22 protein-coding genes are annotated in these 21,138 nt (G+C 58.5%); 17 read left to right on the top strand and 5 right to left on the bottom strand.

The features are described 5' to 3' along the window. Positions 1 to 7: 7 nt before the first annotated feature. Positions 8 to 880: a DMT family transporter gene (locus FJ145_12350; GenBank protein MBM4262207.1), complete on the bottom strand. Its 873-nt coding sequence runs from the start codon at positions 878 to 880 to the stop codon at positions 8 to 10. A 236-nt stretch (positions 881 to 1,116) separates the two neighbouring features. On the opposite strand from FJ145_12350, the gene FJ145_12345 reads away from it, so the two are divergent. Beyond that, positions 1,117 to 2,055, top strand: a complete 939-nt coding sequence (locus FJ145_12345; protein ID MBM4262206.1) for an aldo/keto reductase — start codon at positions 1,117 to 1,119, stop codon at positions 2,053 to 2,055. Between the two features lie 215 nt (positions 2,056 to 2,270). Here FJ145_12345 and FJ145_12340 read toward each other — a convergent pair whose 3' ends face one another. Further along, the gene (locus tag FJ145_12340; GenBank protein MBM4262205.1) at positions 2,271 to 2,813 is read right to left on the bottom strand and encodes a hypothetical protein; all 543 of its coding nucleotides are present in this window, start codon (positions 2,811 to 2,813) and stop codon (positions 2,271 to 2,273) included. Positions 2,814 to 2,943: 130 nt separating this feature from the next. On the opposite strand from FJ145_12340, the gene FJ145_12335 reads away from it, so the two are divergent. The 9 genes from FJ145_12335 (at position 2,944) to FJ145_12295 (ending at position 13,895) form a co-directional block, all read left to right on the top strand. Further along, positions 2,944 to 3,846 carry a GTPase Era gene (locus FJ145_12335; protein ID MBM4262204.1) on the top strand — a complete coding sequence of 301 codons (903 nt, stop codon included), beginning with the start codon at positions 2,944 to 2,946 and terminating at the stop codon, positions 3,844 to 3,846. Further along, entirely contained in the window at positions 3,843 to 5,240 is a 1,398-nt protein-coding gene (locus FJ145_12330; GenBank protein ID MBM4262203.1) for a ribosome biogenesis GTPase Der, read from the top strand. The genes FJ145_12335 and FJ145_12330 overlap by 4 nt, the downstream gene beginning before the upstream one ends. A gap of 276 nt (positions 5,241 to 5,516) precedes the next feature. Beyond that, positions 5,517 to 6,614, top strand: a complete 1,098-nt coding sequence (dprA, locus tag FJ145_12325) for a DNA-protecting protein DprA (protein ID MBM4262202.1) — start codon at positions 5,517 to 5,519, stop codon at positions 6,612 to 6,614. 45 nt (positions 6,615 to 6,659) lie between these two features. After that, the gene (gene topA / locus FJ145_12320) at positions 6,660 to 8,996 is read left to right on the top strand and encodes a type I DNA topoisomerase (protein ID MBM4262201.1); all 2,337 of its coding nucleotides are present in this window, start codon (positions 6,660 to 6,662) and stop codon (positions 8,994 to 8,996) included. Between the two features lie 222 nt (positions 8,997 to 9,218). After that, positions 9,219 to 10,622, top strand: coding sequence for a methylenetetrahydrofolate--tRNA-(uracil(54)-C(5))-methyltransferase (FADH(2)-oxidizing) TrmFO (locus FJ145_12315; GenBank protein ID MBM4262200.1), 1,404 nt, complete (start codon positions 9,219 to 9,221; stop codon positions 10,620 to 10,622). After that, the gene (locus FJ145_12310; GenBank protein MBM4262199.1) at positions 10,505 to 11,563 is read left to right on the top strand and encodes a Ppx/GppA family phosphatase; all 1,059 of its coding nucleotides are present in this window, start codon (positions 10,505 to 10,507) and stop codon (positions 11,561 to 11,563) included. The genes FJ145_12315 and FJ145_12310 overlap by 118 nt, the downstream gene beginning before the upstream one ends. Positions 11,564 to 11,657: 94 nt before the next feature. Continuing rightward, the gene (locus FJ145_12305) at positions 11,658 to 11,927 is read left to right on the top strand and encodes an HU family DNA-binding protein (GenBank protein MBM4262198.1); all 270 of its coding nucleotides are present in this window, start codon (positions 11,658 to 11,660) and stop codon (positions 11,925 to 11,927) included. Between the two features lie 134 nt (positions 11,928 to 12,061). After that, entirely contained in the window at positions 12,062 to 12,979 is a 918-nt protein-coding gene (locus FJ145_12300) for a branched-chain amino acid transaminase (GenBank protein MBM4262197.1), read from the top strand. A 76-nt stretch (positions 12,980 to 13,055) separates the two neighbouring features. Next, entirely contained in the window at positions 13,056 to 13,895 is an 840-nt protein-coding gene (locus FJ145_12295; GenBank protein MBM4262196.1) for a hypothetical protein, read from the top strand. Here FJ145_12295 and FJ145_12290 read toward each other — a convergent pair. Next, positions 13,882 to 14,724 carry a hypothetical protein gene (locus FJ145_12290; GenBank protein MBM4262195.1) on the bottom strand — a complete coding sequence of 281 codons (843 nt, stop codon included), beginning with the start codon at positions 14,722 to 14,724 and terminating at the stop codon, positions 13,882 to 13,884. The two genes, FJ145_12295 and FJ145_12290, sit on opposite strands and share 14 nt — an antisense overlap. A 142-nt stretch (positions 14,725 to 14,866) precedes the next feature. Here FJ145_12290 and FJ145_12285 point away from each other — a divergent pair, with 142 nt between their 5' ends. Next, entirely contained in the window at positions 14,867 to 15,241 is a 375-nt protein-coding gene (locus FJ145_12285; protein ID MBM4262194.1) for a hypothetical protein, read from the top strand. Positions 15,242 to 15,427: 186 nt separating this feature from the next. Here the strand turns inward: FJ145_12285 and FJ145_12280 are convergent, their stop codons facing one another. After that, positions 15,428 to 15,928 (bottom strand): hypothetical protein, encoded by a 501-nt coding sequence (locus FJ145_12280; GenBank protein ID MBM4262193.1) that lies wholly within the window; start codon positions 15,926 to 15,928, stop codon positions 15,428 to 15,430. A 183-nt stretch (positions 15,929 to 16,111) separates the two neighbouring features. Between FJ145_12280 and FJ145_12275 the strand changes: the two genes are divergently transcribed. The 6 genes from FJ145_12275 to FJ145_12250 all read left to right on the top strand — a co-directional run bounded on the left by FJ145_12275 (position 16,112) and on the right by FJ145_12250 (position 19,996). Further along, entirely contained in the window at positions 16,112 to 16,354 is a 243-nt protein-coding gene (locus FJ145_12275) for a hypothetical protein (GenBank protein ID MBM4262192.1), read from the top strand. After that, entirely contained in the window at positions 16,354 to 16,791 is a 438-nt protein-coding gene (locus tag FJ145_12270; protein ID MBM4262191.1) for a hypothetical protein, read from the top strand. Before FJ145_12275 ends, FJ145_12270 begins: the two co-directional genes overlap by 1 nt. A gap of 50 nt (positions 16,792 to 16,841) precedes the next feature. Continuing rightward, a complete protein-coding gene (locus tag FJ145_12265) occupies positions 16,842 to 17,798 on the top strand; it encodes an aldo/keto reductase (protein MBM4262190.1) in 957 nt (318 codons plus the stop codon). A 127-nt stretch (positions 17,799 to 17,925) separates the two neighbouring features. Continuing rightward, entirely contained in the window at positions 17,926 to 18,513 is a 588-nt protein-coding gene (locus tag FJ145_12260) for a LemA family protein (GenBank protein MBM4262189.1), read from the top strand. A 68-nt stretch (positions 18,514 to 18,581) separates the two neighbouring features. Next, positions 18,582 to 19,364, top strand: coding sequence for a YgcG family protein (locus FJ145_12255; protein MBM4262188.1), 783 nt, complete (start codon positions 18,582 to 18,584; stop codon positions 19,362 to 19,364). 5 nt (positions 19,365 to 19,369) lie between these two features. Beyond that, complete coding sequence (locus FJ145_12250) at positions 19,370 to 19,996, top strand: hypothetical protein (protein MBM4262187.1); 627 nt, start codon at positions 19,370 to 19,372, stop codon at positions 19,994 to 19,996. A gap of 112 nt (positions 19,997 to 20,108) precedes the next feature. Here the strand turns inward: FJ145_12250 and FJ145_12245 are convergent, their stop codons facing one another. Then, the gene (locus FJ145_12245) at positions 20,109 to 21,113 is read right to left on the bottom strand and encodes a DUF1028 domain-containing protein (GenBank protein ID MBM4262186.1); all 1,005 of its coding nucleotides are present in this window, start codon (positions 21,111 to 21,113) and stop codon (positions 20,109 to 20,111) included. Positions 21,114 to 21,138 lie beyond the last annotated feature (25 nt).

Below are 21,138 nucleotides of genomic sequence, written 5' to 3'. Positions count from 1 at the left end.
ATTGTCACTACTTGTTCAACGCCAGCAGGATCGTGCCGCCGACCACGGCGCAGCTGCCGATGACCGTGCGCAGCGTGACTTTTTCGAGGTCGCGCAGGAGCAGGATCGAGCCGAGCAGCACCCACATGGGTGTGGTTGCCATGATCGGCGCGATTAGCACCACCGGGCCGAGACTAACGGCAGCGCTGAAGAGGAGAAAACCGCCGGTTTCGAAAAGACTCGCGGTGACAAATGAGCGCAATGCACGGCGGTTGGGCCAGACAATATCTGCTATGCCGCCCGTGATCAGCAGATAGCCGGACAACGCGAGGAGAGCTGACAGGCCGACCACGGCTGAGTAAAGCAGCGGTTCGTTGGTAACGGTCAACGCGTAGCGGGTGATCGGATGGATGATGCCGGAGAAAAACGCCGCCGACAAAGGAAATAGCACGTCAGTCGGTTTACTATCCGCGCGGTACTCTCGCGATTCCCAGCAGGTAATAAAAATTCCGGCGACAATCAGCACGGTGCCGACCATGACGTTGTGGCGCGCCGGTTCGCCCAAGAAAGCGATCGCCAGGGCGGCACTAAAAAATGGATGTGTCGAGCGCAGCGACGAAGAGCGCGCCGAGCCGATGCGGGCGAGGCCCGTGTAACTGAGCCAGCGCACGAAAGGCAGCGCGACGCCGACCGCGACGAAGACCGTCAACGCGCGGGGATCGGCGCTGGGAATGCCGCCCCGGAACAGCAGAATCGTCCATACGATGAGGGTCTGTACGATCAAAGAAATCAGTGTGACCACCAGCGGCGTCGAGTGCACCAGCCCAACGCGGGCGTAGAGGTTGCCGGCGGCGTAGACGGCGGTCGAGGCAAGAGCCACTAGCTGAGGGGAGAATTCCATCAGACGAAATAGCTAAGGGCAAAGTAGCAAGTGGAAAGCACGAAGCGGCAAGAGTTTTGTGCGGCGCATAGGATGCAATATCCCGTGCCCAAGGTGAGTTCAAGATCGAAGCTCGGTGAGGTGTAGAGGCACAGAGAATCCAGCCGGACGTGGAGGTTTCAGGATGATTTGCCGATTGCCAGCGCCGGTGCTAAGAGTCGCAAGATTAATCAGCGAAAAGTGCGAGGAGTCTGCTCATGGAATATCGCCAACTCGGCAGTGCCGGTGCGCGCGTTTCGGTCATCGGATTAGGCACCAATCGTTTCGGCTCGAAAGAGGTGCCGCAGGGCGAGGTCACGAAGATTATCGACGCGGCGTTGGATGCCGGGGTTAACTTTATCGATAGCGCCAACGTCTATAACGACGGCCGCTCGGAAGAAACCCTCGGCAACGCGCTGCAGGGCCGCATGAACAAGGTTGTGCTGGCGACCAAGTTTTCCTTTCCAAAAAAAGACAGCGCCAACAGCTGGGGTGCGTCGCGCTATCAAATGATGCAGGCCGTCGAAACGAGCTTGCGCCGGCTGCAAAGCGATCACATCGATCTTTACTATTGCCATCGCTGGGACGACACGACACCGATCGAGGAAACCCTGCGCGGCTTGGACGATCTGATTCGCATGGGCAAAGTCTGCTACATCGGCGCATCGGTTTACGCGTCGTGGCAGTTGGCGCACGCCAACTTGCTCGCCGAAGTGAAAGGCTGGAGCAAGTTCGTCGTCCTGCAGTCGGAGTACAACATGATCAAACGCGGCGTCGAACGTGAAGTCTTGCCCTATTGCCGCGCCCACAACGTCGGTTTCGTGCCGTACTATCCGCTGGCCGGCGGCTTTCTCACCGGCAAATACGAGTTCGGCAAACCCGCGCCGGCGGGCTCGCGCGGCGAAAACACCCGCACGGTGCAGGAGCTGATGGTCGAGAAGAACTATCAGCTTGTGACCAAGCTCTCCGCCTGGGTAAAAGACCACGGCCGCGGTTTGAACGAACTGGCGCAAGCTTGGCTCTTGGCGCAGCCAAAGGTGTGCTCGGTGATCACCGGCGCCAAGCGCGTCGAGCAGCTGGCGAGCAATGCCAAAGCGGCGGATTGGCAGCTTACGGCGCCGCAGTTGAAAGAGCTCGACGGGATTCTGAAGGGGTGATGGACGGCGCTGAGCCCGCGTAGTCGCGATGAAGCGAGTTATGCCAGAACGAAGTTGCTAGTCACGTTGGTCGAAATTCACCGGATTCATTCACGCAAAAAATAGAGTGTCAATAAATAGCAGGCTTTGATAATTGGTTTATGGAACTGCTTCTCCTTCTAATGAATTTGCTGGGTCGGCAAGGAAGGCGTTGGTCGCGTTCGGTGAGCCTGCCGTTATACGACAAACGGCAGGAATAGCTGCGCCGGACCGCTGGGTTTTTCCACGCGCGGCTTCTTGGCGAGCTGCGCGATCTCTTTTTCCAACCATTGAATGTATTGCCTTTGCGTCGGGCGCCTTGCGATGGCGGCGATGCACATTTCGCGCACGGCTTCGGCGTAGTCGGACCAGTGTTCGCGCATCGCGCGCGGCATTTTGATGTAGGTCGGCGGGTCGTCTAAAAACAGCGGGTCGCGCGCCAAGGCCCAGATATCGCATTGGGTTTCGCCCACTGGAATGTGTGCTGGGTCGGTCTTGCGGGCGTCGCGTTGGCCGTAGGCTAGGCCTTGCACGAGATGCGTCAGCTCATGGCCGATGGTGTGGTAGGTCACCTTGCGGACTCGCAATCTGATGATCAGCTTGTGCAGTTGGCCTTTGCGGTAGATGACCGTCGCGCTGCCGAGATGCTTGCGGGTGTAGCCGATGGTGATCGCGGTGTTTTCCAGTTCGGGAAAACAGACGAGCGCGCGCTGCACCATGTTGAGGGTGCGGCGCGTCAAGCGTTGCTTCATTGGCGGTGTGAGTCGAATGTGGGCCGGCACAATGTCACCTTGAACCGCGGTTCGAGAATGTCATAATGCAGATTCGCTGGCAAATTTCATGACTAAGACAAATCCCAACAACGAGGGAATGGATTCCACTTCGTTTCGCTCCGGCTACATCGCCATCGTCGGGCGGCCCAACGTTGGCAAGTCGACGCTGTTGAATCAGATTCTCGGCGAGAAAGTGGCGATCGTGTCGCCACGGCCGCAGACCACGCGCAATCGCATCACCGGCATTCGCACGACCGAGACTGCGCAGATGGTCTTTCTCGACACGCCGGGCATTCATCAGGCGCGCTCGCTGATGAACAAGCGCATGGTCGATATCGCCCTCGACACGCTGCATGAAGTGGACGGCGTGCTATGGCTGCTCGATTGCCATACCCGCATCGGGCCGGAGGACGAGCGCATTGCCGAAACGCTGCGCGCGGTGAAATGTTTTGTGCTGGTTTTGTTGAACAAGATCGATCTCGTCTCCAAGGGCAAGCTCTTGCCGTCGATTCAACGCTGCTCGGAGCTTTTGCCGGACAAAGAAATCGTGCCGGTGAGCGCGCTTAAAGGCGAAGGGGTGCCTTTGGTGCTCGATCTGATCGAAAAAAACTTGCCCATCGGTGAACGACTCTTTCCTGGCGACGAATATACCGATCAAACCGAGCGCATGCTCGCTGCGGAAATCATCCGCGAGAAGATTTTTAACTTAACCCGTGAAGAGATCCCCTACGGCGTTGCCGTGACCATCGACGAGTTCGCCGACAAAGAAGAAAAAAATCTGATCGTGATTAGCGCGACGATTCACACCGAGCGCAGCACGCACAAGGGCATCTTGATCGGCAAGCGCGGCTCGATGCTCAAAGAAATCGGCCAGCAAGCGCGGCAAGAGTTGGAAAAGATTTTGGGCTGCAAGATATTCTTGGAGCTGTTCGTCCGCGTCGACGAGGGTTGGACACAGGACCCCAACGCGCTTAGCGAAATGGGCTTGGCCGTAAAATGAATGCCACGCCGAAACAATTCCCGCGCCCGCGCGGCTTGCCGGTGCTGGCGATTGTCGGCCGGCCCAACGTCGGCAAATCGACGCTGTTTAACCGCTTGCTTGGCGAGCGCAAGGCGATCGTCGACGATATGCCCGGGGTCACGCGCGACCGTAACTATGGCAATGCGGAGTGGGGCAAGCAGAAGTTTCTCCTGGTCGACACCGGCGGTTTTGAGTCCTCGACGGACGGTAGCCTCGAAGAAAAAGTTCAGGAACAAAGCCGTCTCGCCGTCACTGAAGCCGACGTCGTGCTCTTCTTGTTCGATGGTAAAATGGGCCTGAGTCCGTTGGATCGCGAAGCGGTAGACTTGCTGCGTAAGACCGAGAAGCCGGTGTTTTACGCTGTCAACAAGCTTGACTCGCAACGGCGTGAAGAAAATCTCTACGAGTTTTATGCGTTGGGCCTGGAGCCGTTGTATTCCATTTCGGCGGAACATGGTCTCGGCATTCCTGATTTGATGACCGACCTGGTGCAGCATTTCCCCGACGCTCGTGACGACGAAGCTGACGAAGCTGCGGAGGAAGAAAAGACGCCGGAGCCGCTGCGGGTTGCCATCGTCGGCCGGCCCAACGTCGGCAAATCGACGCTGGTCAATCGCTTGCTGGGTTTCGACCGCTCGGTGGTCGATGCGACGCCGGGAACCACGCGCGATGCCCTCGACACGCCGTTTTCTCTGCAGGGCGAGCCGTGCATTCTTATCGATACGGCGGGCATTCGTCGCAAGGCACGCATCGACGACCGCATTGAGCGCTTCAGCGTCGCGCGCTCGCTTCGTTCGGTGGACCGCGGAGATCTGGTGATTCATGTGATTGATGGCATCGAAGGCGTCACCGATCAGGACGCGCAGATCTTGAGCTACGCAGCGCAGCGCGGCAAGGCGCTCGTGCTCGCGGTCAACAAATGGGATGCGGTGTCGCAGACCGGCGGTGACGTCGATGAGTATCGCGATGAAGTGCGCTATCGGCTGTCGTTTTTGGAATTCGCGCCAATCTCATTTATTTCCGCAGCCACCGGTTTCGGTGTGCGCCGGTTGCAGGAAACCGCGGCGCGGGTGGTGCGCGCCTATCGCCAAAAAGTTTCGACGTCGCAGGTCAATCAGGCGCTGCAGAGAATTGTGCGCGCCCATACGGTGCCGCTGGCAAGCGGTGGCAAGAGCGTAAAATTCTACTACGGCACGCAAACCGGTATTTGCCCGCCGACTTTTACCTTTTTTGTTAACTTGCCCGCCGCCGTGCCGGAGAGTTATCAGCGCTATCTCATCGCGCAGCTGCGCGAGCAGTTGGGTTTGGCGAATGCGCCGGTGCGCATTCATCTGCGTCCGCGCCGCGAAGATAGCAAGGTCAAAAGAGCCTGACGGTCCTTCTCTCCGGCCCCATCGCGAGCCTCTTGCAAATTTTTTTTTCGTCCAAAAAGTTTCGTAAAAACAGAAACTTTCTGACGAAAGCCCGCTTGTGCCCAGGGCTCTTTGCGGCCTCTGTCTAGCCTTCGCGGTTTTGCTGTCCTATCATTTGTTCTTTGTGGCGAAGCGGTCATTAGTCTCGAAGGCGTCGGTCCGCGTTTGACAAACGCTTAGTGAATATGATTGACGCTTGCTTAGCTTTGTTCGAGAAGGAACGTTTGTTCGCGGCGCATGCAATCGCAACTGACAACTTGGATAGCGCTGACACGCGTAAAAGGTTTGGGCTGCGTAAGTTTTAAAAAACTTGCTCAGCATTATGGCGATCCGACAAAAGCGTTCGCCGCTTCGGCGGCGGAACTGAGCGGCATCGACGGGTTGGGCAAAGAGGCGATCGATGGATTGCTGCGGTTTCCAGCGTGGCGAGATGTGGAGGAGGAGTTGCGCCGGGCGCACGGCGGCGGTGTGAACTTGATAACATTTGCCGACCCGCGCTATCCGGCGCGGTTGCGGACGATCGCCGATCCGCCGCCGGTGCTCTACGTCAGGGGAAAGCTGGGCTGCCTCGACCAAGCCATGGCGATCGTCGGTACGCGCAGCGCCAGCGACTACGGTCGGCGTGTGGCGCGGGATTTGGCGCGCGGCTTGGCAGGGCTCGGTTTCACGGTGGTCAGCGGCATGGCGCGCGGCATTGACGGTATCGCGCACGAGACGGCATTGAACACAGGCAGTGTTACGGTAGCGGTGTTGGGCTGCGGCGTGGATCGTGTCTACCCGGCGGAACATGTCGACCTCTATCGGCGCATTTGTGAAAACGGCGCGGTGGTGTCCGAGCTGCCGATGGGAGCACGGCCGGCAGCGTTTAATTTTCCGGCGCGCAACCGCTTGATCAGCGGCATGTCGCTCGGAGTTGTGATCGTTGAAGCGACGGAGAAGAGTGGTTCGTTGATCACGGCGTCGCTGGCGCTAGAACAGGGGCGTGAAGTGTTCGCCGTGCCCGGTGAAGTAGGATCGAGCCGCAGCCGGGGTTCGCACAAATTGATACGGCAAGGCGCGAAATTGGTCGAGAACGTCAACGATATTGTCGAAGAGATTGCGCCACAGTTGGTGACCCGCGGCGCCCCGGCGCCGAGCCAGCGCAGTCTGCCGGAGGATGCGGCTCTTGAAGAGCGTCAAATATTTACATTATTAAAGGATAAGGCACTGCACATCGATGAGGTCATAGAAAGCACCGGCCTAAGTTCCTCAAAGGTCTCGCAAATTCTGTTGGAACTAGAATTGCACGGTTTTCTCCGTCAATTGCCGGGGAAAAGGTATGCCGTGGAAAATTAGCCGGTTTTTATCCCTTTTGTCCCTCTAAAGAACGAGAATTTAGTTATGGCAGCGAAAAATTTGGTCATTGTTGAGTCGCCCGCAAAGGCGAAAACGTTGGAAAAGTACCTCGGCCGCGACTTTCAGGTGAAGGCGTCGGTGGGCCATGTCGTCGATTTGCCGAAGAGCAAACTCGGCGTCGACGTCAAAAAGAATTTCACGCCGGACTTTACGGTCATTCAGGCCAAGAAAAAAGTCATCGACGATCTGAAAAAAGCCGCCAAGGGCAAAGAGAATATTTATCTTGCCTCCGACCCGGATCGCGAAGGTGAGGCGATCGCCTGGCATATCGCCAGTCAGGTGGCGAAGAATCACAAGCGCGTGCATCGCGTGTTGATCAACGAGATCACTAAGAAAGCCGTGCAGGATGCGATCTCCAACCCGCAGGAGTTGGATCGCAACAAGTTCGACGCGCAGATCGCGCGCCGCGTGCTCGACCGCTTGGTCGGCTACAAGATTAGTCCGCTGTTGTGGAACAAGGTGCGGCGCGGCTTGAGCGCGGGGCGGGTGCAGTCGGTGGCGGTGCGGCTGGTGTGCGAGCGCGAGAAAGAGATTCGCGCCTTCGAGCCGGTGGAGTACTGGTCGCTGACGGCCCTACTCGAAGGGCGCCTGCCGCCGCAGTTCAAAGCCAAGCTGACTCAGTGGCGCGGCCAAAAGGTCGACAACAAAAAGTTTCGTCTGGAAAACGATCCGCAAGTCCAGGAGATCCTCAAGTCGATAGAAAACGCCGAGTGGAAAATCGGCGACGTCGAAAAGAAAGAGCGGCGCCGCTATCCGGCGCCGCCATTTGTTACCAGCAAGCTGCAGCAGGAGGCCGCGCGCAAGCTCGGCTTTCAACCCAAGCGCACGATGCAGCTGGCGCAGCAATTATACGAGGGCGTGAAAATGGGCGCCGAAGGTGCGGTCGGTTTGATTACCTATATGCGTACCGACTCGACGCGCATCTCCAACGACGCATTGGCGGCGGTGCGCGACCATATTCAAGCGCAGTACGGCAAAAATTATCTGCCGGACAAACCGAACGCCTTTCGCTCGAAGAAAAACGCCCAGGACGCCCACGAGGCGATTCGGCCGACGTCGCTGGAATACACGCCGGAACGGGTGCGCCGCCATCTGCGCCGCGACATGTTTCAGCTCTATTCTTTGATCTGGGACCGCTTCGTCGCCAGCCAGATGGTGCCGGCGGTGTACGATCAGACCGCGTTCGAGATTCCGGTCAACGAAGCGGTGTTTCGCGCCACCGGCCAGCAGATCAAGTTCGACGGCTTCATGAAGGTCTACATCGAAGGGCGCGACGAGCGCGCCGCGGAGGCCAACGGCGCGGACAACAATAATAACAATGACAACGACGAGGTCGACGATACACAGGACAGCGACGGGTTGCTGCCCGATTTGCAGCAGGGCGATATCCTCAAACTGCTGTCGATGGAGCCGCGCCAACATTTCACCCAGCCACCGCCGCGTTTTACCCAGGCATCGCTGATCAAAGAGCTCGATGAAAAGGGCATCGGCCGGCCGTCGACCTATGCGGCGATTATTTCCAACATTCTCGACCGTGAATACGTCGTGCAGACCGAGAGCCGGTCGTTGGCGCCGACCGATTTGGGTTTTTTGGTCAACGATCTTTTGGTGGAAAGCTTCCCGGACATTCTCAATGTCGAATTCACCGCGGGTATGGAGGACGAGCTCGACAAGATCGAAGAGGGCAAAGAGAATTGGACCAAGGCGATGAAGCGCTTCTACACGCCCTTTGAGCGCGATCTCAAAAAAGCCCAGAAGGAGATGCGCGATGTCAAACGCCAAGAGATTCCGACCGACATCGCCTGCGAGAAATGCGGCGCGTTGATGGTGGTCAAATGGGGCCGCAACGGCGAATTTCTCGCCTGTCCGAAATATCCGGAATGCAAGAGCACGAAGAACTTCAAACGCAACGAGACCGGTGGTATCGAGATCGCCGTCGAAGAGGAAGTCAACGAAGCTTGCGAGCAGTGCGGCCGGCCGATGCTCCTGCGCTTCGGCAAGTTCGGCAAGTTTCTCGGCTGCAGCGGCTATCCGGAATGTAAAAACATTCAACCGCTGCAAAAGCCGCTGGATTTGGGTATCAAGTGCCCCGAATGCAAAGAGGGCAATATCAAAGAGCGCAAATCGCGTTGGGGTAAAGTGTTCTATGGCTGCGACAAGTATCCCGATTGCAAGTTTGCTTCCTGGGACAAACCGTTGCCCACGCCGTGCCCCGATTGCGACAGCCCGATTTTGGTCGAAAAAGTTCTCAAGCGCACCGGCAAGACGCACCGCTGCTATAAGAAAGAGTGCGGCTATTCGATCCAAGTCGTCGAACAGTGATTCGACGGCTTAGGTTCCAACCGTTTTTCCGCTTCGCTCTGTTCAAGCCGTTCAAACCATCTCTGAAGTCGCAACCGTTATCACGTGCTAAGTCCGGCACGGCTCGAACGGAGCGCTAGCGATTGAACGGGTTTGCACGTTTTGCGCCTGCTCGCCGGCTTGAACCTGGTGCTCGCCTCACGATAGACTCAAGTCTCGCGTTGTCTTCCATTCATTAGAGTTATGGAAAAATTTGTTCGCATCATTGGCGGCGGACTAGCGGGCTGCGAGGCGGCCTATCAGCTCGCGCGCCGGGGTGTTGCCGTTGAATTATTCGAGATGCGCCCCGAGCGCGGCACGGAAGCGCACGCGACAAGCAACTTGGGTGAGTTGGTCTGCAGCAACTCTTTGAGATCCAACTTGCTTTCGGCGCCTGCCGGTTTGCTCAAAGCGGAGATGCGGTTGATGGATTCGCTGGTGATCCGCACGGCTGAGGCGGTGCAGGTGCCGGCGGGCTCTGCGTTGGCCGTCGATCGCGACAGGTTTGCCGCTGCCTTAACCGATGCGGTCGCAGCCTTACGGAACGTCCGCATCGTGCGAAAAGAAATTTCTGAAATCCCCGCGGAAGGCGTCACGATCCTCGCCACTGGACCGCTCACATCGCCGGCGTTGGCGAGCCAGCTAACGGCAATGCTCGGCGAAGCGCATCTTTATTTTTACGATGCCATCTCGCCGATTGTGACGGCAGAATCGATCGATATGAACATCGCCTTCCGGGCGGCGCGCTACGACAAGGGCGGCGATGATTATCTAAATTTGCCGCTGACGCGCGAGCGGTACTATCAATTTATCGAAGCGTTGCTGGCCGCGCAGCGCGTGCCGACACACAGCTTCGAGCGCTTCGTGCCGTTCGAAGGTTGCATGCCCATCGAAGAGATGGCGGACCGCGGCAAGGACACGCTGGCCTTCGGTCCCATGCGTGCCGTCGGCCTGAGCGATCCGCGCACCGGACGGCGGCCCTTCGCCGTCGTTCAGCTGCGCCAGGAAAATCGCGAGCGCACACTTTATAATCTGGTCGGCTGCCAAACTAAAATGACCTATCCCGAACAGCGTCGGGTGCTTGCGCTGATTCCAGGATTGGAACATGCCGAGTTCGTCCGCTTGGGCAGCCTGCACCGCAACACGTTTATCAACGCGCCGCAGCACCTGCGTGCGACTTTGCAATGGCGTCAACGCGAGACACTGTTTTTCGCCGGCCAGATGACCGGTGTCGAAGGTTATATCGAGTCCGCCGCCTCGGGTCTGCTCGCGGGCATTAACGCCGCGCGTTTGCTGGCGGACCAAGCACCGCTCTTGCCGCCGCAAACCACGGCGATGGGCGCGCTCTTGCGCTACATCAGCGATGCCGAGCGCAAGCGCTTTCAACCGATGAATGTAAACTTCGGTTTGCTGCCGTCGCTGGGTGAGCGGCTACGCGGTAAGGAGAAAAAAGAGGCGCTGTCGCGCCGCGCCCTCGCCGACATGGGAAAATGGCTGGCGGAAGCCGGCGAAGGTCCCAATCGCAACCGAGCTGCAGCGACAAAAATTCCAGTAATTTTGGGGGCACAACTCGAAACCCGAAACCCGAAACTCGAAACTACCCAATGAGCCCGCAGCGCGCCGCCTTCTTCGACGTCGGCACCAACACCATCCTTTGCCTGATCGCCGAGATGCGCGACACCGGCCGCTTTCGCATCATCGACGATTTGCATGAGATCGCGCGCCTGGGTCAGGGTGTCGACCGCACCGGCGTGATCAGCGCCGAAGGCGAAGCGCGCGCCGGCGCGGTTTTGGCGCGCTATCTCGACCAATGCAAGAATCTCGGCGTCGCAGAGTTTCATGCGGTGGGTACCAGTGCCATGCGCGATGCCGCCAACAGCGCCGAGGTGCGGCAGCGCTGGCGCGATCAGCTTGGGCTCGATGTGCAAGTAATCTCTGGTGAGCAAGAGGCGGGCTATTCGTTCTTGGCGGTGCAGAGAAGTCTTTCTTTGCTCGGCCAAGAGCTTTTGGTGATCGACATCGGCGGCGGCAGCACCGAGTTTATCCGTGGCGACGATAACGGCGTCGCCGAGGCGTTGAGCATCGACGTCGGCTCGGTGCGTTTGACCGAGCGGTTTCTGCCCAGCGATCCCGTGCGCGGCGAAGACACGGCGGCGCTGTTCGAAACTATTGACGCACAATTGGCGCCGCTGCAGGCGCGCTGGCAGGGCAGGGTCAAGCTGCTGACTCTGGTCGGCATCGCCGCGACGTTCACGACCCTGGTGGCGATCGAAAAAAAACTTGCCCGTTACGCCCACAACGAAGTGCACGGCAGCCAGTTGACGCTTGAAGAAGTGCGCCGCCAAAGAAAAATGTTTGAAGTGAAAACGATCGCCGAGCGGCAACAAATAGTAGGTCTTGACCCGAAGCGTGCCGACGTCATTTACGCCGGCGCCTGTTTGATCGAACGAATCATGGTGGTGCTGGCGAATACTCGAGCGATCGTCAGCGATCAAGGTGTGCGCTACGGCCTACTTCACGAGCGCCTCTGGCAAATCAAAAACTGTTGACATTTTGTCACGAAACGGGAATTATTCGCGCTCGTTTGCAGCGTCTTGTGGTTTCGTGCTGCTAGAGTTTGTCCGAGGGAGGAGGTGAGAGTGAATGACGAAGGCTGAACTCGTTGAAGCGGTGGCGAAAGCAACCCAACTCAACAAACGAGTCGCCAACGAAGCGGTCGACGCAACCTTCGAAAACATCTGCAGAGCGATCCGCAAAAACAAGCGATTCCAAGTGCCCGGGTTCGGAACTTTTACAGTCCGCTCGCGCAAAGCGCGCAAGGGTAAAAACCCACAAACGGGAGCGGTGATGACTATTAAGGCAAGTCGAACGGTGGGCTTCAAGCCGGCGCCGGATTTGAAAAAGAGTCTCTAACTCGATCTCTAAAGACAAAGTCATGAAGGCCATCACCCAACCCGTGATGGCCTTTTTTGTGAGCTCTTGCCGAGCTAGAACGGGCCGCGTAAGATGCCCGGTGAACGCGAACAAATTTTTTGAGAGTAAACCGTATGTCGCTAAAAACTGAAAAGATCTGGCTCGACGGAAAATTGATTCCTTGGGAAGACGCCAAAGTCCATGTGCTGTCGCATGGTTTGCACTATGGCACCGGCTATTTCGAAGGGATTCGCTGTTATCAACTGGCGAACGGCCGCTCGGCGGTGTTTCGCCTGCAAGAACATATGCATCGATTGGCCGATTCCGGAAAAATCCTTGGTTTTCCGCTGCCCTATTCGGTGGATGAGTTGAAAAAGGCGACCCTGGAGGTCATACGCGCCAACCAGCTCAAAGAGTGCTACATTCGGCCGATCGCCTATCTGGGTCTTGGCGACTTGGGCGTCTATGCGCCTAACAATCCGGTGAATGTATGCATCGCCGTGTGGTCCTGGGGTGCCTACTTGGGCGACGAGGGGTTGAAAAACGGTATCCGCGCCAAAGTATCTTCCTACACCCGCCACCACGTGAACGTGATGATGACCAAAAGCAAAACCACCGGCAACTATATCAATTCGGTATTGGCGAAAGCCGAAGTGAAAAAAGTCGGCTACGACGAAGCGATCATGCTCGATGCCGAAGGCTACGTGTCGGAAGCCAGCGGCGAGAATATTTTTATCGTGCGCGGCGGCAAGATCAAGACCACGCCGCTTACGTCGATCTTGCCCGGCATCACGCGCGACTCGATCATGACGATTGCCCGGGAGCGCGGCTACGAGGTGGTCGAAGAGCGCTTTACCCGCGATGAGCTTTATATCGCGGACGAGGCGTTCTTCACGGGCACCGCTGCGGAGCTGACGCCGGTGCGAGAAGTCGACGATCGCACGATCGGCAGCGGCAGCCGCGGTCCGATCACCGCTGAGATTCAGACGGCGTTTTTCGACATCATCAAGGGTAAAAACGAGAAATACACCCAGTGGCTGGCGCTCGTGTAGACTGTCCGCTTAGGGTTTTTGGTTGTATACGTGGCGGTCGATGAAGCAGGCAAGCCGATTGCGCTAAGGTGAGGCTATGAGGCCGGTCTTTTTCTTTCTACTCGTTAGTAGTTTGCCGGGCATGGTGCCGTGGGCGCACAGCGCGGAAAAGGGCGGTGGCGAAGAAGCGAAGCCCGGATGCTGCCGTGGTGACGCAGCCGAAATTCAACGCCTACACCAAACGGTGGATCGGCTCTACAGCCAATTTAAAGCCAAAGAGGCGGCGCTCGAACTGGAAAAGATTCTCCAGTTCGATGCCAACAACTTCGAAGCCCACGTCAAGCTCGCGCGGGCCTACATCGATATCGGCGACATGGTGCAGGAGTCGGGGACCGATTGGCAGCAAAAACGCATCGGCGCCTATCGGCTTGCCGAAGGGTTTGCTCGCAAAGCGACCAAACTCAATCCGAGCTCGACCTGGGGACACTTCTGGACGGCGGTCTCGGTGGGCAATATCGCCGTACAGTCGTCGGTGGCGAAACAGGTCGAGCTGGCCGGCGAAATCAAAAACTTTATCGAAAAAGCGATTTCCCTCGATCCGCAAAACGGCTTTGCCTACCATGCTTACGGCGTGTGGCACAGAAAGATGGCTGAGATTGGCAAGATGGGCCGGATGTTTGCATCGGTGCTCTACGGCCGCTCACTGCCGCAGGGGAGCATGGAGAAGTCGATCGAGTATCTAAAGCAGGCGTTGCACTTCAATCCCAACGTCATTGCCAGCCGTCTTGAGCTGGCGCGCAGCTACGCCGCGGTGGATGACTTGCCGCAGGCGCGCACGCTGCTGGCGTCGATTCGTGAGCGGCCGGTGCGGTTCTCCGACGATTCCAAACACAAACAAAAAGCCGAGCAGATGCTAGCGGAGCTTAGCGATCGCTAGTGGCGCAGGACCAGCCCGAGCGTTCGCGTAGGAACGCCAGGGTCGGCTCTTTGGTTTCATTTAGCCGAAGCCAGTGGCCGCGCTCGGGGTAGAGCACCAGGCGATGGCTTTTGCCGGTGGCTTGCAGCCGATCGCGCAATCGCAACGCCTGAGTGGGCGGGATGATCGAGTCCTGTTCGCCGTGCAGAATCAACGTCGAGGTTTTCCAGGCTGGAACGTCGTCGAGCAGATTATATAATTTTGGATTAGCTTCGCCTTTGGGATTCAACAGCTTTTTCAACCACCAGCTGGTGGTTTCCTGATACAGGTAGGGTAGATCGTAGGCGCCGGAGCGGAGTATGGCACCTTCGACGCCCGGCACTGCGTTGACCATGGCGGCGGCAACCACGGCGCCCCGCGAGTGACCGTAGAAATACAGGCGCGAAGCGTCAATCCAGTCCAAGCGTTTTGCCGCGGCGATGGCGTCCAGCACGACCTGGCGGGTCTGTTGGTCTAACGGACCGCCGTTGGCCTTGGTGGCGCCGTAGCCGGGGAGCGAGATCGCCAGGCTGGCAAAACACTGCTCGGCGGCAATTGTTCGCGCCGCGTTCAGCAGCTGCTCTGCGCCCCGTCCGACCCAACTATGACCGTGTAGGAAGAGGATTAACGGAAACGGCCCCTGGCCGGGCGGTCGCGCCAGATACCCTTCTGCCACGCCGCCGGCGCTGGGAAAAAAGAATCGCGCAATGGTCTTGGCTTCAAGCGCAGGAAGCTGCTCCTGCGCTATCGTCTGCACGCCGGCGCAGCCCATCGCGGCGCACAGCGCAATGGCAAAGCAGCATCTGAGCATGCGGCTAATGCGGTTTTTATGTTGCCCTTCATGCCGACCCGTTCAGGCTAACATCGGAAAAGCCGAAATCAACCGTTTGCACGCGGCACGGGGTTTCAGTATCAAATGGGACACGAGCCCGCATGGTTGGACGGACAAACTCATGAAAACCGAATCGCTAATGCCGGGACTCACCCGGACGCAAACCTACGAAACCGGCGAGCGCATGCGCGCGACCCAGCTGCAGTCGGACGTTTTTTCGACGCCGGCGATGATCGGCTTGATGGAAGGCACGTGCGTGCGTTTGACCGAACCGTTTCTCGATGAGAACGAGCAAACCGTCGGCATCCACGTCGACGTTTATCACACCGCTGCGACTAAGATCGGCCAGAGCGTGACGATTACGGCGGAGCTTCTAGAGGTAAAGGGCAACAAGATTCGTTACGCGGTCACAGCGAAGAACGACAGCGGCACGCAGATCGGCCACGGCACGCACTGGCGCGCGGTGATCAATACGAAAAAGTTTAGTAAAGAATAGGAGAGGGCTGCGTCAGAACCGCAGCGCGTCGGCCTTTCATAAGTCTGCTGGAAAAACTATTCGGAGTCCTTCGACGAACTCAGAGCCTGCCCTGAGCTCGCCGAAGGGACGAACGGAATCGGAGTTAAATTCGGGAAACAAGCGTTCATGCCGAGTCCGTCGAAGCATTCTGAGGTGAGCGAATTCTTAGATCGCCTTGTACGGATAGCGTTTGAGCTTGGCGGTATTCTTGCCTTCGATGCGCAGCAGGCCCGTCGGCTGATCCCGTCTGGATGAGTGCACGTCGCCTTCGTGATAGATATGCGCCATGCCGGGCTTGAGCGTGTAAACGTTGCCGCGCTTTACTCTGCCAGGCTTGCCTTCGGCGGCCTGTTCCAAAACTTCCCAGTCGCTCATCACAGTTTCGCCGAACGCCTGACCGTAAATCGCCCATGATGGGCCGTGGTCGTGCGGGTTGGCTTCTTTAGCTTCGCGATTGACATGGGCGCAGACGCAGAAGCCGAGCTCGGCATCTTCGTAGATGACGTTGCGGTCGGGCGTGTTGTCGTTGATATAGGTTTTGATGAACTGCTCGTCTTTGAGTGCTTGCCGCACCAAGTCGCGCACTTTCTCTCTGCCGGTGCGCCCGCCATCTTGTTCGAGAATGCGATGACATTCCGCGGAAAACGATTCCAACGTGAAACTCATGGCCAATCCTCCTTTGTCGTCGAAACTGTATGACCTCTAGCAAATCATTCGCGCCAGCGTCAATGGCAGTGTTGCCGTCGTAATTTGACGCTCCGTGATGAAGGTTCTATAAAACCCTCTGTGGCGTCGCGTTGTTTCAACGGGTTTTGGCAGTGGTGCAGCTGCGCGCAGATGGCGGCTCTCATGTTTTGCGCGTTGACCGCCGGCTGTTCCTTCGGACCGACCGGCCATCCGCGCGACACCGCGGCGATTCCGCAGGATGCCGAGCACTTAAAAGAATGTTCCTGGTTCGGCAATTGGGGTTGTGCGATGAACTCGCTGTTCTTCGGCGACGGGAGCTTTGAACGGCGCTCCGCTTGCATGGCCTATATCGCGCCGAGCGGGTCTCGCGTGGAGCAGTGCGGCTCGGTGCCCGTGGATCGGTGATGCTGCAAATTCCCAACACGTTTCTCGCCCTAGACGAGGGGTTCAGAAAAATCGCCGCAGGTGGAGACTATTATCGCGCCGTTCAGGGTGGGCTGGTTACGAGCAAAACCGTCTTGAACGAAAAACCGGAAGTCGTGACCAAAGTCGTTCGCGCCACACTGCGGGCGGTCCGCTTGCTCAAGAGCGACAGGAAATACGGCGTCGAAGTTTTGACCAAGCGCAATTGCGTCGAGCTCGGTAAGGAACGCGAGCGCTTCGCCGAGCGTGCCCTCGATGCGGCGACGCAAGGTTACCTTGCATCCGGCACCGTCGACGAGAAGCTGCAACGCGAAATGATCAACACCGCCGCCCAGCGGGCTAAGCCGCCACCGCAGGTTGCGCCTGAGCGGATCTTCGATTTCAGCTTTGCACGGAAGGTGGGGGAAGGGCTGAAGTAATTGAAGCAGGAGAGTTGGCCGCAAAAGACGCAAAAAGCGCAAAAGAACCTATGCAATACACCACCCTTGGCCGCACCGGCCTTAAAGTCAGCGTCGCAGGGCTCGGCTGCGGCGGCCCGAGCCGGTTGGGCTTGGCCGGGCTGAAGGATCAGAGCAATCCGGAAAGCTATGTGATTGCCCATGTGCGCGGCGCGCTCGATCTCGGCATCAATTTTTTCGACACCGCCGAGTGGTACGGCACCGAAGGTGTGGTCGGCAAGGCAATCGCCGGTGTGCGCCGCGATGGTGTGGTTATTCCCACCAAGAAAAATCTTGGGACCGAAGATCACCCCGATCCCGCGGGGGAAATTCGCCGCGCCGTCGAGCAGAGCTTGAAAACCCTCGGCACGGACTATGTCGACGTCTATCACGTGCATGGCGCCGAGCCGAAGGATTATGAGAACGCGCTAAACCGCCATCTACCGACCATGCTCAAGCTGCGCGACGAGGGAAAAATTCGCTTTGTCGGCATCACCGAGCGGTTTGTCCAAGATTCGACGCACGCCATGGCCGAGCGCGCTGTGCGCGACGGGGTATGGGACGTAGTCATGGTGGGGTTCAATCTTTTGAATCCCTGCGCGCGCGACAATGTTTTCCCGCTGACGAAGACAAACGGCGTAGGCACGTTGATCAGCTATGCTTTGCGCCGCGCGCTGAGCCAGCCGGAGCGGCTGAAAAAACTTTGTGGTGAACTGATCGAGAAAGGCGCGCTCGCCAAGGATGCGATCAATCCCGACGATCCGCTCGACTTTGTCATCCAAGAGGGCGGTGCGGTTTCGGTCCAGGACGCGGCCTATCGTTTCTGCCGGCATGAGCCGGGTGTCGATGTGGTCTTGACTGGCACCGGCAATCCAGCGCATCTCAAAGCCAATGTCGAGTCGCTGTGTCGGCCGGCGCTGCCAATCGCGGTGCGCGAGCGGCTGGCAATGCTGTTCGGCAACACAAACTGGTTGACCGGCAATCAATGACCCTTGATAGCGCCGGGGTTGCGCCTTTCTACGCGGGTTCTCTTGCCAAATTATTCCCAATGCTTGCTTTACATGCCAAGAGTGAGTGGGATAGAAGGGGAAAGCTTACAAGCGGGGGGGAGGTTCCATGAGAATTATTTCATTGTCGACTTTGGCTGTGGTGCTGGGTTTGTTTCTGATTTCGGGCTGCGGTTACAACGAACTGCAGGGCCTCGACGAGGAAGTGAAGGGCGCGTGGTCGGAAGTCCAGAATCAATACCAACGTCGTGCCGATTTGATTCCCAACTTGGTTGAAACGGTCAAAGGCGCCGGCAAGTTCGAGCAGGACACATTGCAAAAGGTGATCGAAGCGCGCAGCCAGGCAACCTCAGTGAAGCTCGACGCCCAGGCGTTGAGCGACCCGGGAATGTTCAAGAAGTTCGAAGATGCGCAGCGCAACCTCTCCGGCGCGCTGTCGCGGCTGCTGGTAGTCGCCGAGCAGTATCCCGATTTGAAAGCGACGCAAGCCTTTCGCGATCTTCAGGTGCAGCTCGAAGGCACGGAAAACCGCATTGCGGTGGCGCGCGGCCGCTATACAAAGACCGTTGCGGAATTCAATAAGAAGGTGCGCTTTTTCCCAACCAACCTCACCGCCCAATACCTGCTCGGCATGAAGGTGCGCGAAAACTTCAGTGCCGACGAAGGAGCACAGAAGCCGCCACCGGTGAAGTTCTAAGGCACGGTTAGTTTACGCTCGCAACTGGCACTCATAGTTTTCGAGAAACGGGAAGGCCGGGCGGTATGATGCTGAACCAGCATCGATTCGTTTCGCTGGCCTTCCTTTTTCTCGTTTTGGCGGCGGCATGGGCGCACGCGCTCGACGTGCCGGCGCTGCGCGGAAGGGTCAACGATTACGCCGGCGTCATGAGCGCGGGCCAAGTGCAATCGTTGGAATCTCAACTTGCGCAACTGGAGCGCGACACTGGCCATCAAGTGGCCGTGCTGACAGTGCCGACGCTCGATGGCGAAGATATCGAAGGCTTCAGCATTCGCGTCGCGGAAAATTGGAAGATCGGCAGAAAGGGTTTCGACAACGGCGCCATTCTGGTCGTCGCCGTCAAAGATCGCCGCTTGCGTTTGGAAGTGGGCTACGGCCTCGAAGGCGTGCTGCCCGATGCCATCGCCAAACGGATCACCAGTAGCTTTATCGTGCCGCGCTTCCGTGGCGGCGATTACGGTGGCGGCATCGTCGCTGGCATCGACGCGGTGCAGAAGGTCCTGCGCAAAGAACCACTGCCAGAAGGGGCGCGACGGCAACCGGCAAAGCAGAGTTCGGATATCAATTTCTTGGTGATGCTGGCGATCTGTTTTGCGGTCTTTGCCATTTTCGCAGTGGCCGCGGCACGCAATCGCCAACGGAGCAATGTCTGGTCGACACGCGGCCGGCGCTACGGCGGTGGGCCGATCATCTTTGGCGGTCCGTCGGGTTGGGGCGGCGGAGGTGGTTTTGGCGGTGGCGGTGGCGGCGATAGCTTTAGCGGCGGTGGCGGTAGCTTTGGTGGCGGTGGCTCCTCTGACAGCTGGTGATGATCATGAAAGCAGAAACGTTCTTCACCGAACCAGAGAAAGAGCGCATTCGCCAAGCGGTCGTCGCCGCGGAAGGGAAGACTGCCGGGGAAATTGTGCCGATGATCACGACCGCCTCGGCGCGCTACACCGAGGTCGAGCTGCTGGGCCTTGTCTGCGGGCTTTTCCTCGGCATGGTCATCGAATGGTTCTGGGGCGACCCTTGGGAATCGCACTACTTCCAGTTGTGGCCGGTGTTGGGTGCGTTGTTAGGCTTTCTCATCGGCCGCACCGGCTGGGTCAAGCGCATGGTCATCTCGCGGGTGCGATCGAGCGAAGCCGTGCACATGCTCTCGCTCGCCGCGTTTACTGAACAGGGGCTGCACTTCACCCGCGAGCACACCGGTATCTTAATTCTCGTCTCCCTGCTTGAACACCGTGTCGAAATCCTCGCCGACCGCGGCATCAACCAAAAAGTCGCCGCCGGCACTTGGGATGAAATCGTCCACATCCTTACCGCGGGCATCAAGAGCGGCCAGGCCTGCGATGCTTTCTGCAAGGCGATCGAGCGCTGCGGCGAGATTCTCTCGGCGCACTTCCCGCGTCAAGCCGATGATAAAGATGAGTTGCCGAATCGGCTCGTGACTCGCTAGCGTCATTCAAGTGATGTAGGGGCGACCCCTCTGTGGTCGCCCGTTTTAGGAAGGGCCAGCGATGCCGTCGAGGGGATTTGGATCCTGGTGAGTGGAGAGTCGTGGATTCAAGTCACTTGGTGCGGCGCTGGAACTCGGCGTCGTCATAGAGCGCGGCAAAGGATTTGTTGCGCTTTAACTGGCCCTTCTGCGCGGGGTTGGAGGCGATGGCGCGCTCGAGCGCTTTCAATGCCGCCGCCTTGTTGCCCTGGCGCAGGCTGATGTCGGCCATGGCCACCAGCGCCAAATCGTCCTCGGGCGAGGCCTTGAGTGCGCTCTCGGCGAGCGCCATGGCGCCGGTGAGATCGTTCTTCTCGATCAGCGGGCCGATCCGGCCAATCATTTCGAAGCCACGCGTGACACCCAGGATGCGACGCAGCTCGACCAGCGGCTGCTTGTGGTCGTCGACGCGGATGTCGAGCAGCGTGTCGTCGTAGTCGGCGCGCACCAGTGGCTTGACGATCTTGAGCATCGCGCCCTGCATGCCACGGCGGTCGCCGCCTGCAACCTGGCCGGCATCAAGGGCAGCCAAAAGGCGCTCTGCCAAGGGACCCTTGGCGGCCTCGAAAGCCTTGCCCATCTCCTCGATCACGTTGCCATTGGCCAGCGTGTTGCCCTGCACGCAGTAGGTCGGCGTGCACTTGTGGCCGGTCCAGTCGGGGATCGTCTTGCTCGACCACGCGGCGCTGCGGCCCTGGATGTCGATGACGGCGACCTGGCGGCGGTCGGGCTCCTTGTCGGCGCGCAGCGCGAACTCGAGCGCCTGCTGCGGCGTCATGCCGCGCTCGATGCCGTCGATGACGAGCTTGCCGTACATCGGGTTGGAGGACGACTGATGCGCGACAATCGCAACGCCGCCTTTGCCGGTGACCACCCGGTTGCCGATCGACAGCGCCTTGGACTGCACGCCGAGGCCGAGCAGGCCCGTGTCCTTCTCCACGGCGATGATTGAGAATGTGCTGTCCGCGGGCGCGTACTGCCGGGTAGGCGTCTCTTCGGCAGTAGCGGCCGTCAGCGCCAATCCAGATGCCGCAATTGCTGCCATCGCTGCTCTTCGCATCGATTGCCCCCTGGCCATATTTTCGGCGGGCGCGATAAATCGC

The organism is Deltaproteobacteria bacterium, from assembly GCA_016874755.1.
In the GTDB taxonomy this organism is placed as follows: Bacteria; Desulfobacterota; Binatia; order UBA9968; family UBA9968; genus DP-20.
The sequence above is the reverse complement of the archived record's forward strand: the minus strand, read 5'-3'. Positions and strand labels throughout refer to the sequence as shown.

Excerpts from the sequence above, each read along its gene's own strand:
- FJ145_12335 (MBM4262204.1), top strand. The coding sequence starts at position 2,944 with ATGGATTCCACTTCGTTTCGCTCCGGCTACATCGCCATCGTCGGGCGG.
- FJ145_12295 (MBM4262196.1), top strand. The coding sequence starts at position 13,056 with ATGAGGCCGGTCTTTTTCTTTCTACTCGTTAGTAGTTTGCCGGGCATG.
- FJ145_12265 (MBM4262190.1), top strand. The coding sequence starts at position 16,842 with ATGCAATACACCACCCTTGGCCGCACCGGCCTTAAAGTCAGCGTCGCA.
- FJ145_12250 (MBM4262187.1), top strand. The coding sequence starts at position 19,370 with ATGAAAGCAGAAACGTTCTTCACCGAACCAGAGAAAGAGCGCATTCGC.
- FJ145_12330 (MBM4262203.1), top strand. The coding sequence starts at position 3,843 with ATGAATGCCACGCCGAAACAATTCCCGCGCCCGCGCGGCTTGCCGGTG.
- FJ145_12285 (MBM4262194.1), top strand. The coding sequence starts at position 14,867 with ATGAAAACCGAATCGCTAATGCCGGGACTCACCCGGACGCAAACCTAC.
- FJ145_12270 (MBM4262191.1), top strand. The coding sequence starts at position 16,354 with ATGCTGCAAATTCCCAACACGTTTCTCGCCCTAGACGAGGGGTTCAGA.
- FJ145_12300 (MBM4262197.1), top strand. The coding sequence starts at position 12,062 with ATGTCGCTAAAAACTGAAAAGATCTGGCTCGACGGAAAATTGATTCCT.
- FJ145_12315 (MBM4262200.1), top strand. The coding sequence starts at position 9,219 with ATGGAAAAATTTGTTCGCATCATTGGCGGCGGACTAGCGGGCTGCGAG.
- FJ145_12275 (MBM4262192.1), top strand. The coding sequence starts at position 16,112 with ATGTTTTGCGCGTTGACCGCCGGCTGTTCCTTCGGACCGACCGGCCAT.
- FJ145_12290 (MBM4262195.1), bottom strand. The coding sequence starts at position 14,724 with ATGCTCAGATGCTGCTTTGCCATTGCGCTGTGCGCCGCGATGGGCTGC.
- topA (MBM4262201.1), top strand. The coding sequence starts at position 6,660 with ATGGCAGCGAAAAATTTGGTCATTGTTGAGTCGCCCGCAAAGGCGAAA.
- dprA (MBM4262202.1), top strand. The coding sequence starts at position 5,517 with ATGCAATCGCAACTGACAACTTGGATAGCGCTGACACGCGTAAAAGGT.
- FJ145_12280 (MBM4262193.1), bottom strand. The coding sequence starts at position 15,928 with ATGAGTTTCACGTTGGAATCGTTTTCCGCGGAATGTCATCGCATTCTC.
- FJ145_12260 (MBM4262189.1), top strand. The coding sequence starts at position 17,926 with ATGAGAATTATTTCATTGTCGACTTTGGCTGTGGTGCTGGGTTTGTTT.
- FJ145_12310 (MBM4262199.1), top strand. The coding sequence starts at position 10,505 with ATGGCTGGCGGAAGCCGGCGAAGGTCCCAATCGCAACCGAGCTGCAGC.
- FJ145_12305 (MBM4262198.1), top strand. The coding sequence starts at position 11,658 with ATGACGAAGGCTGAACTCGTTGAAGCGGTGGCGAAAGCAACCCAACTC.
- FJ145_12345 (MBM4262206.1), top strand. The coding sequence starts at position 1,117 with ATGGAATATCGCCAACTCGGCAGTGCCGGTGCGCGCGTTTCGGTCATC.
- FJ145_12255 (MBM4262188.1), top strand. The coding sequence starts at position 18,582 with ATGCTGAACCAGCATCGATTCGTTTCGCTGGCCTTCCTTTTTCTCGTT.
- FJ145_12245 (MBM4262186.1), bottom strand. The coding sequence starts at position 21,113 with ATGGCCAGGGGGCAATCGATGCGAAGAGCAGCGATGGCAGCAATTGCG.
- FJ145_12350 (MBM4262207.1), bottom strand. The coding sequence starts at position 880 with ATGGAATTCTCCCCTCAGCTAGTGGCTCTTGCCTCGACCGCCGTCTAC.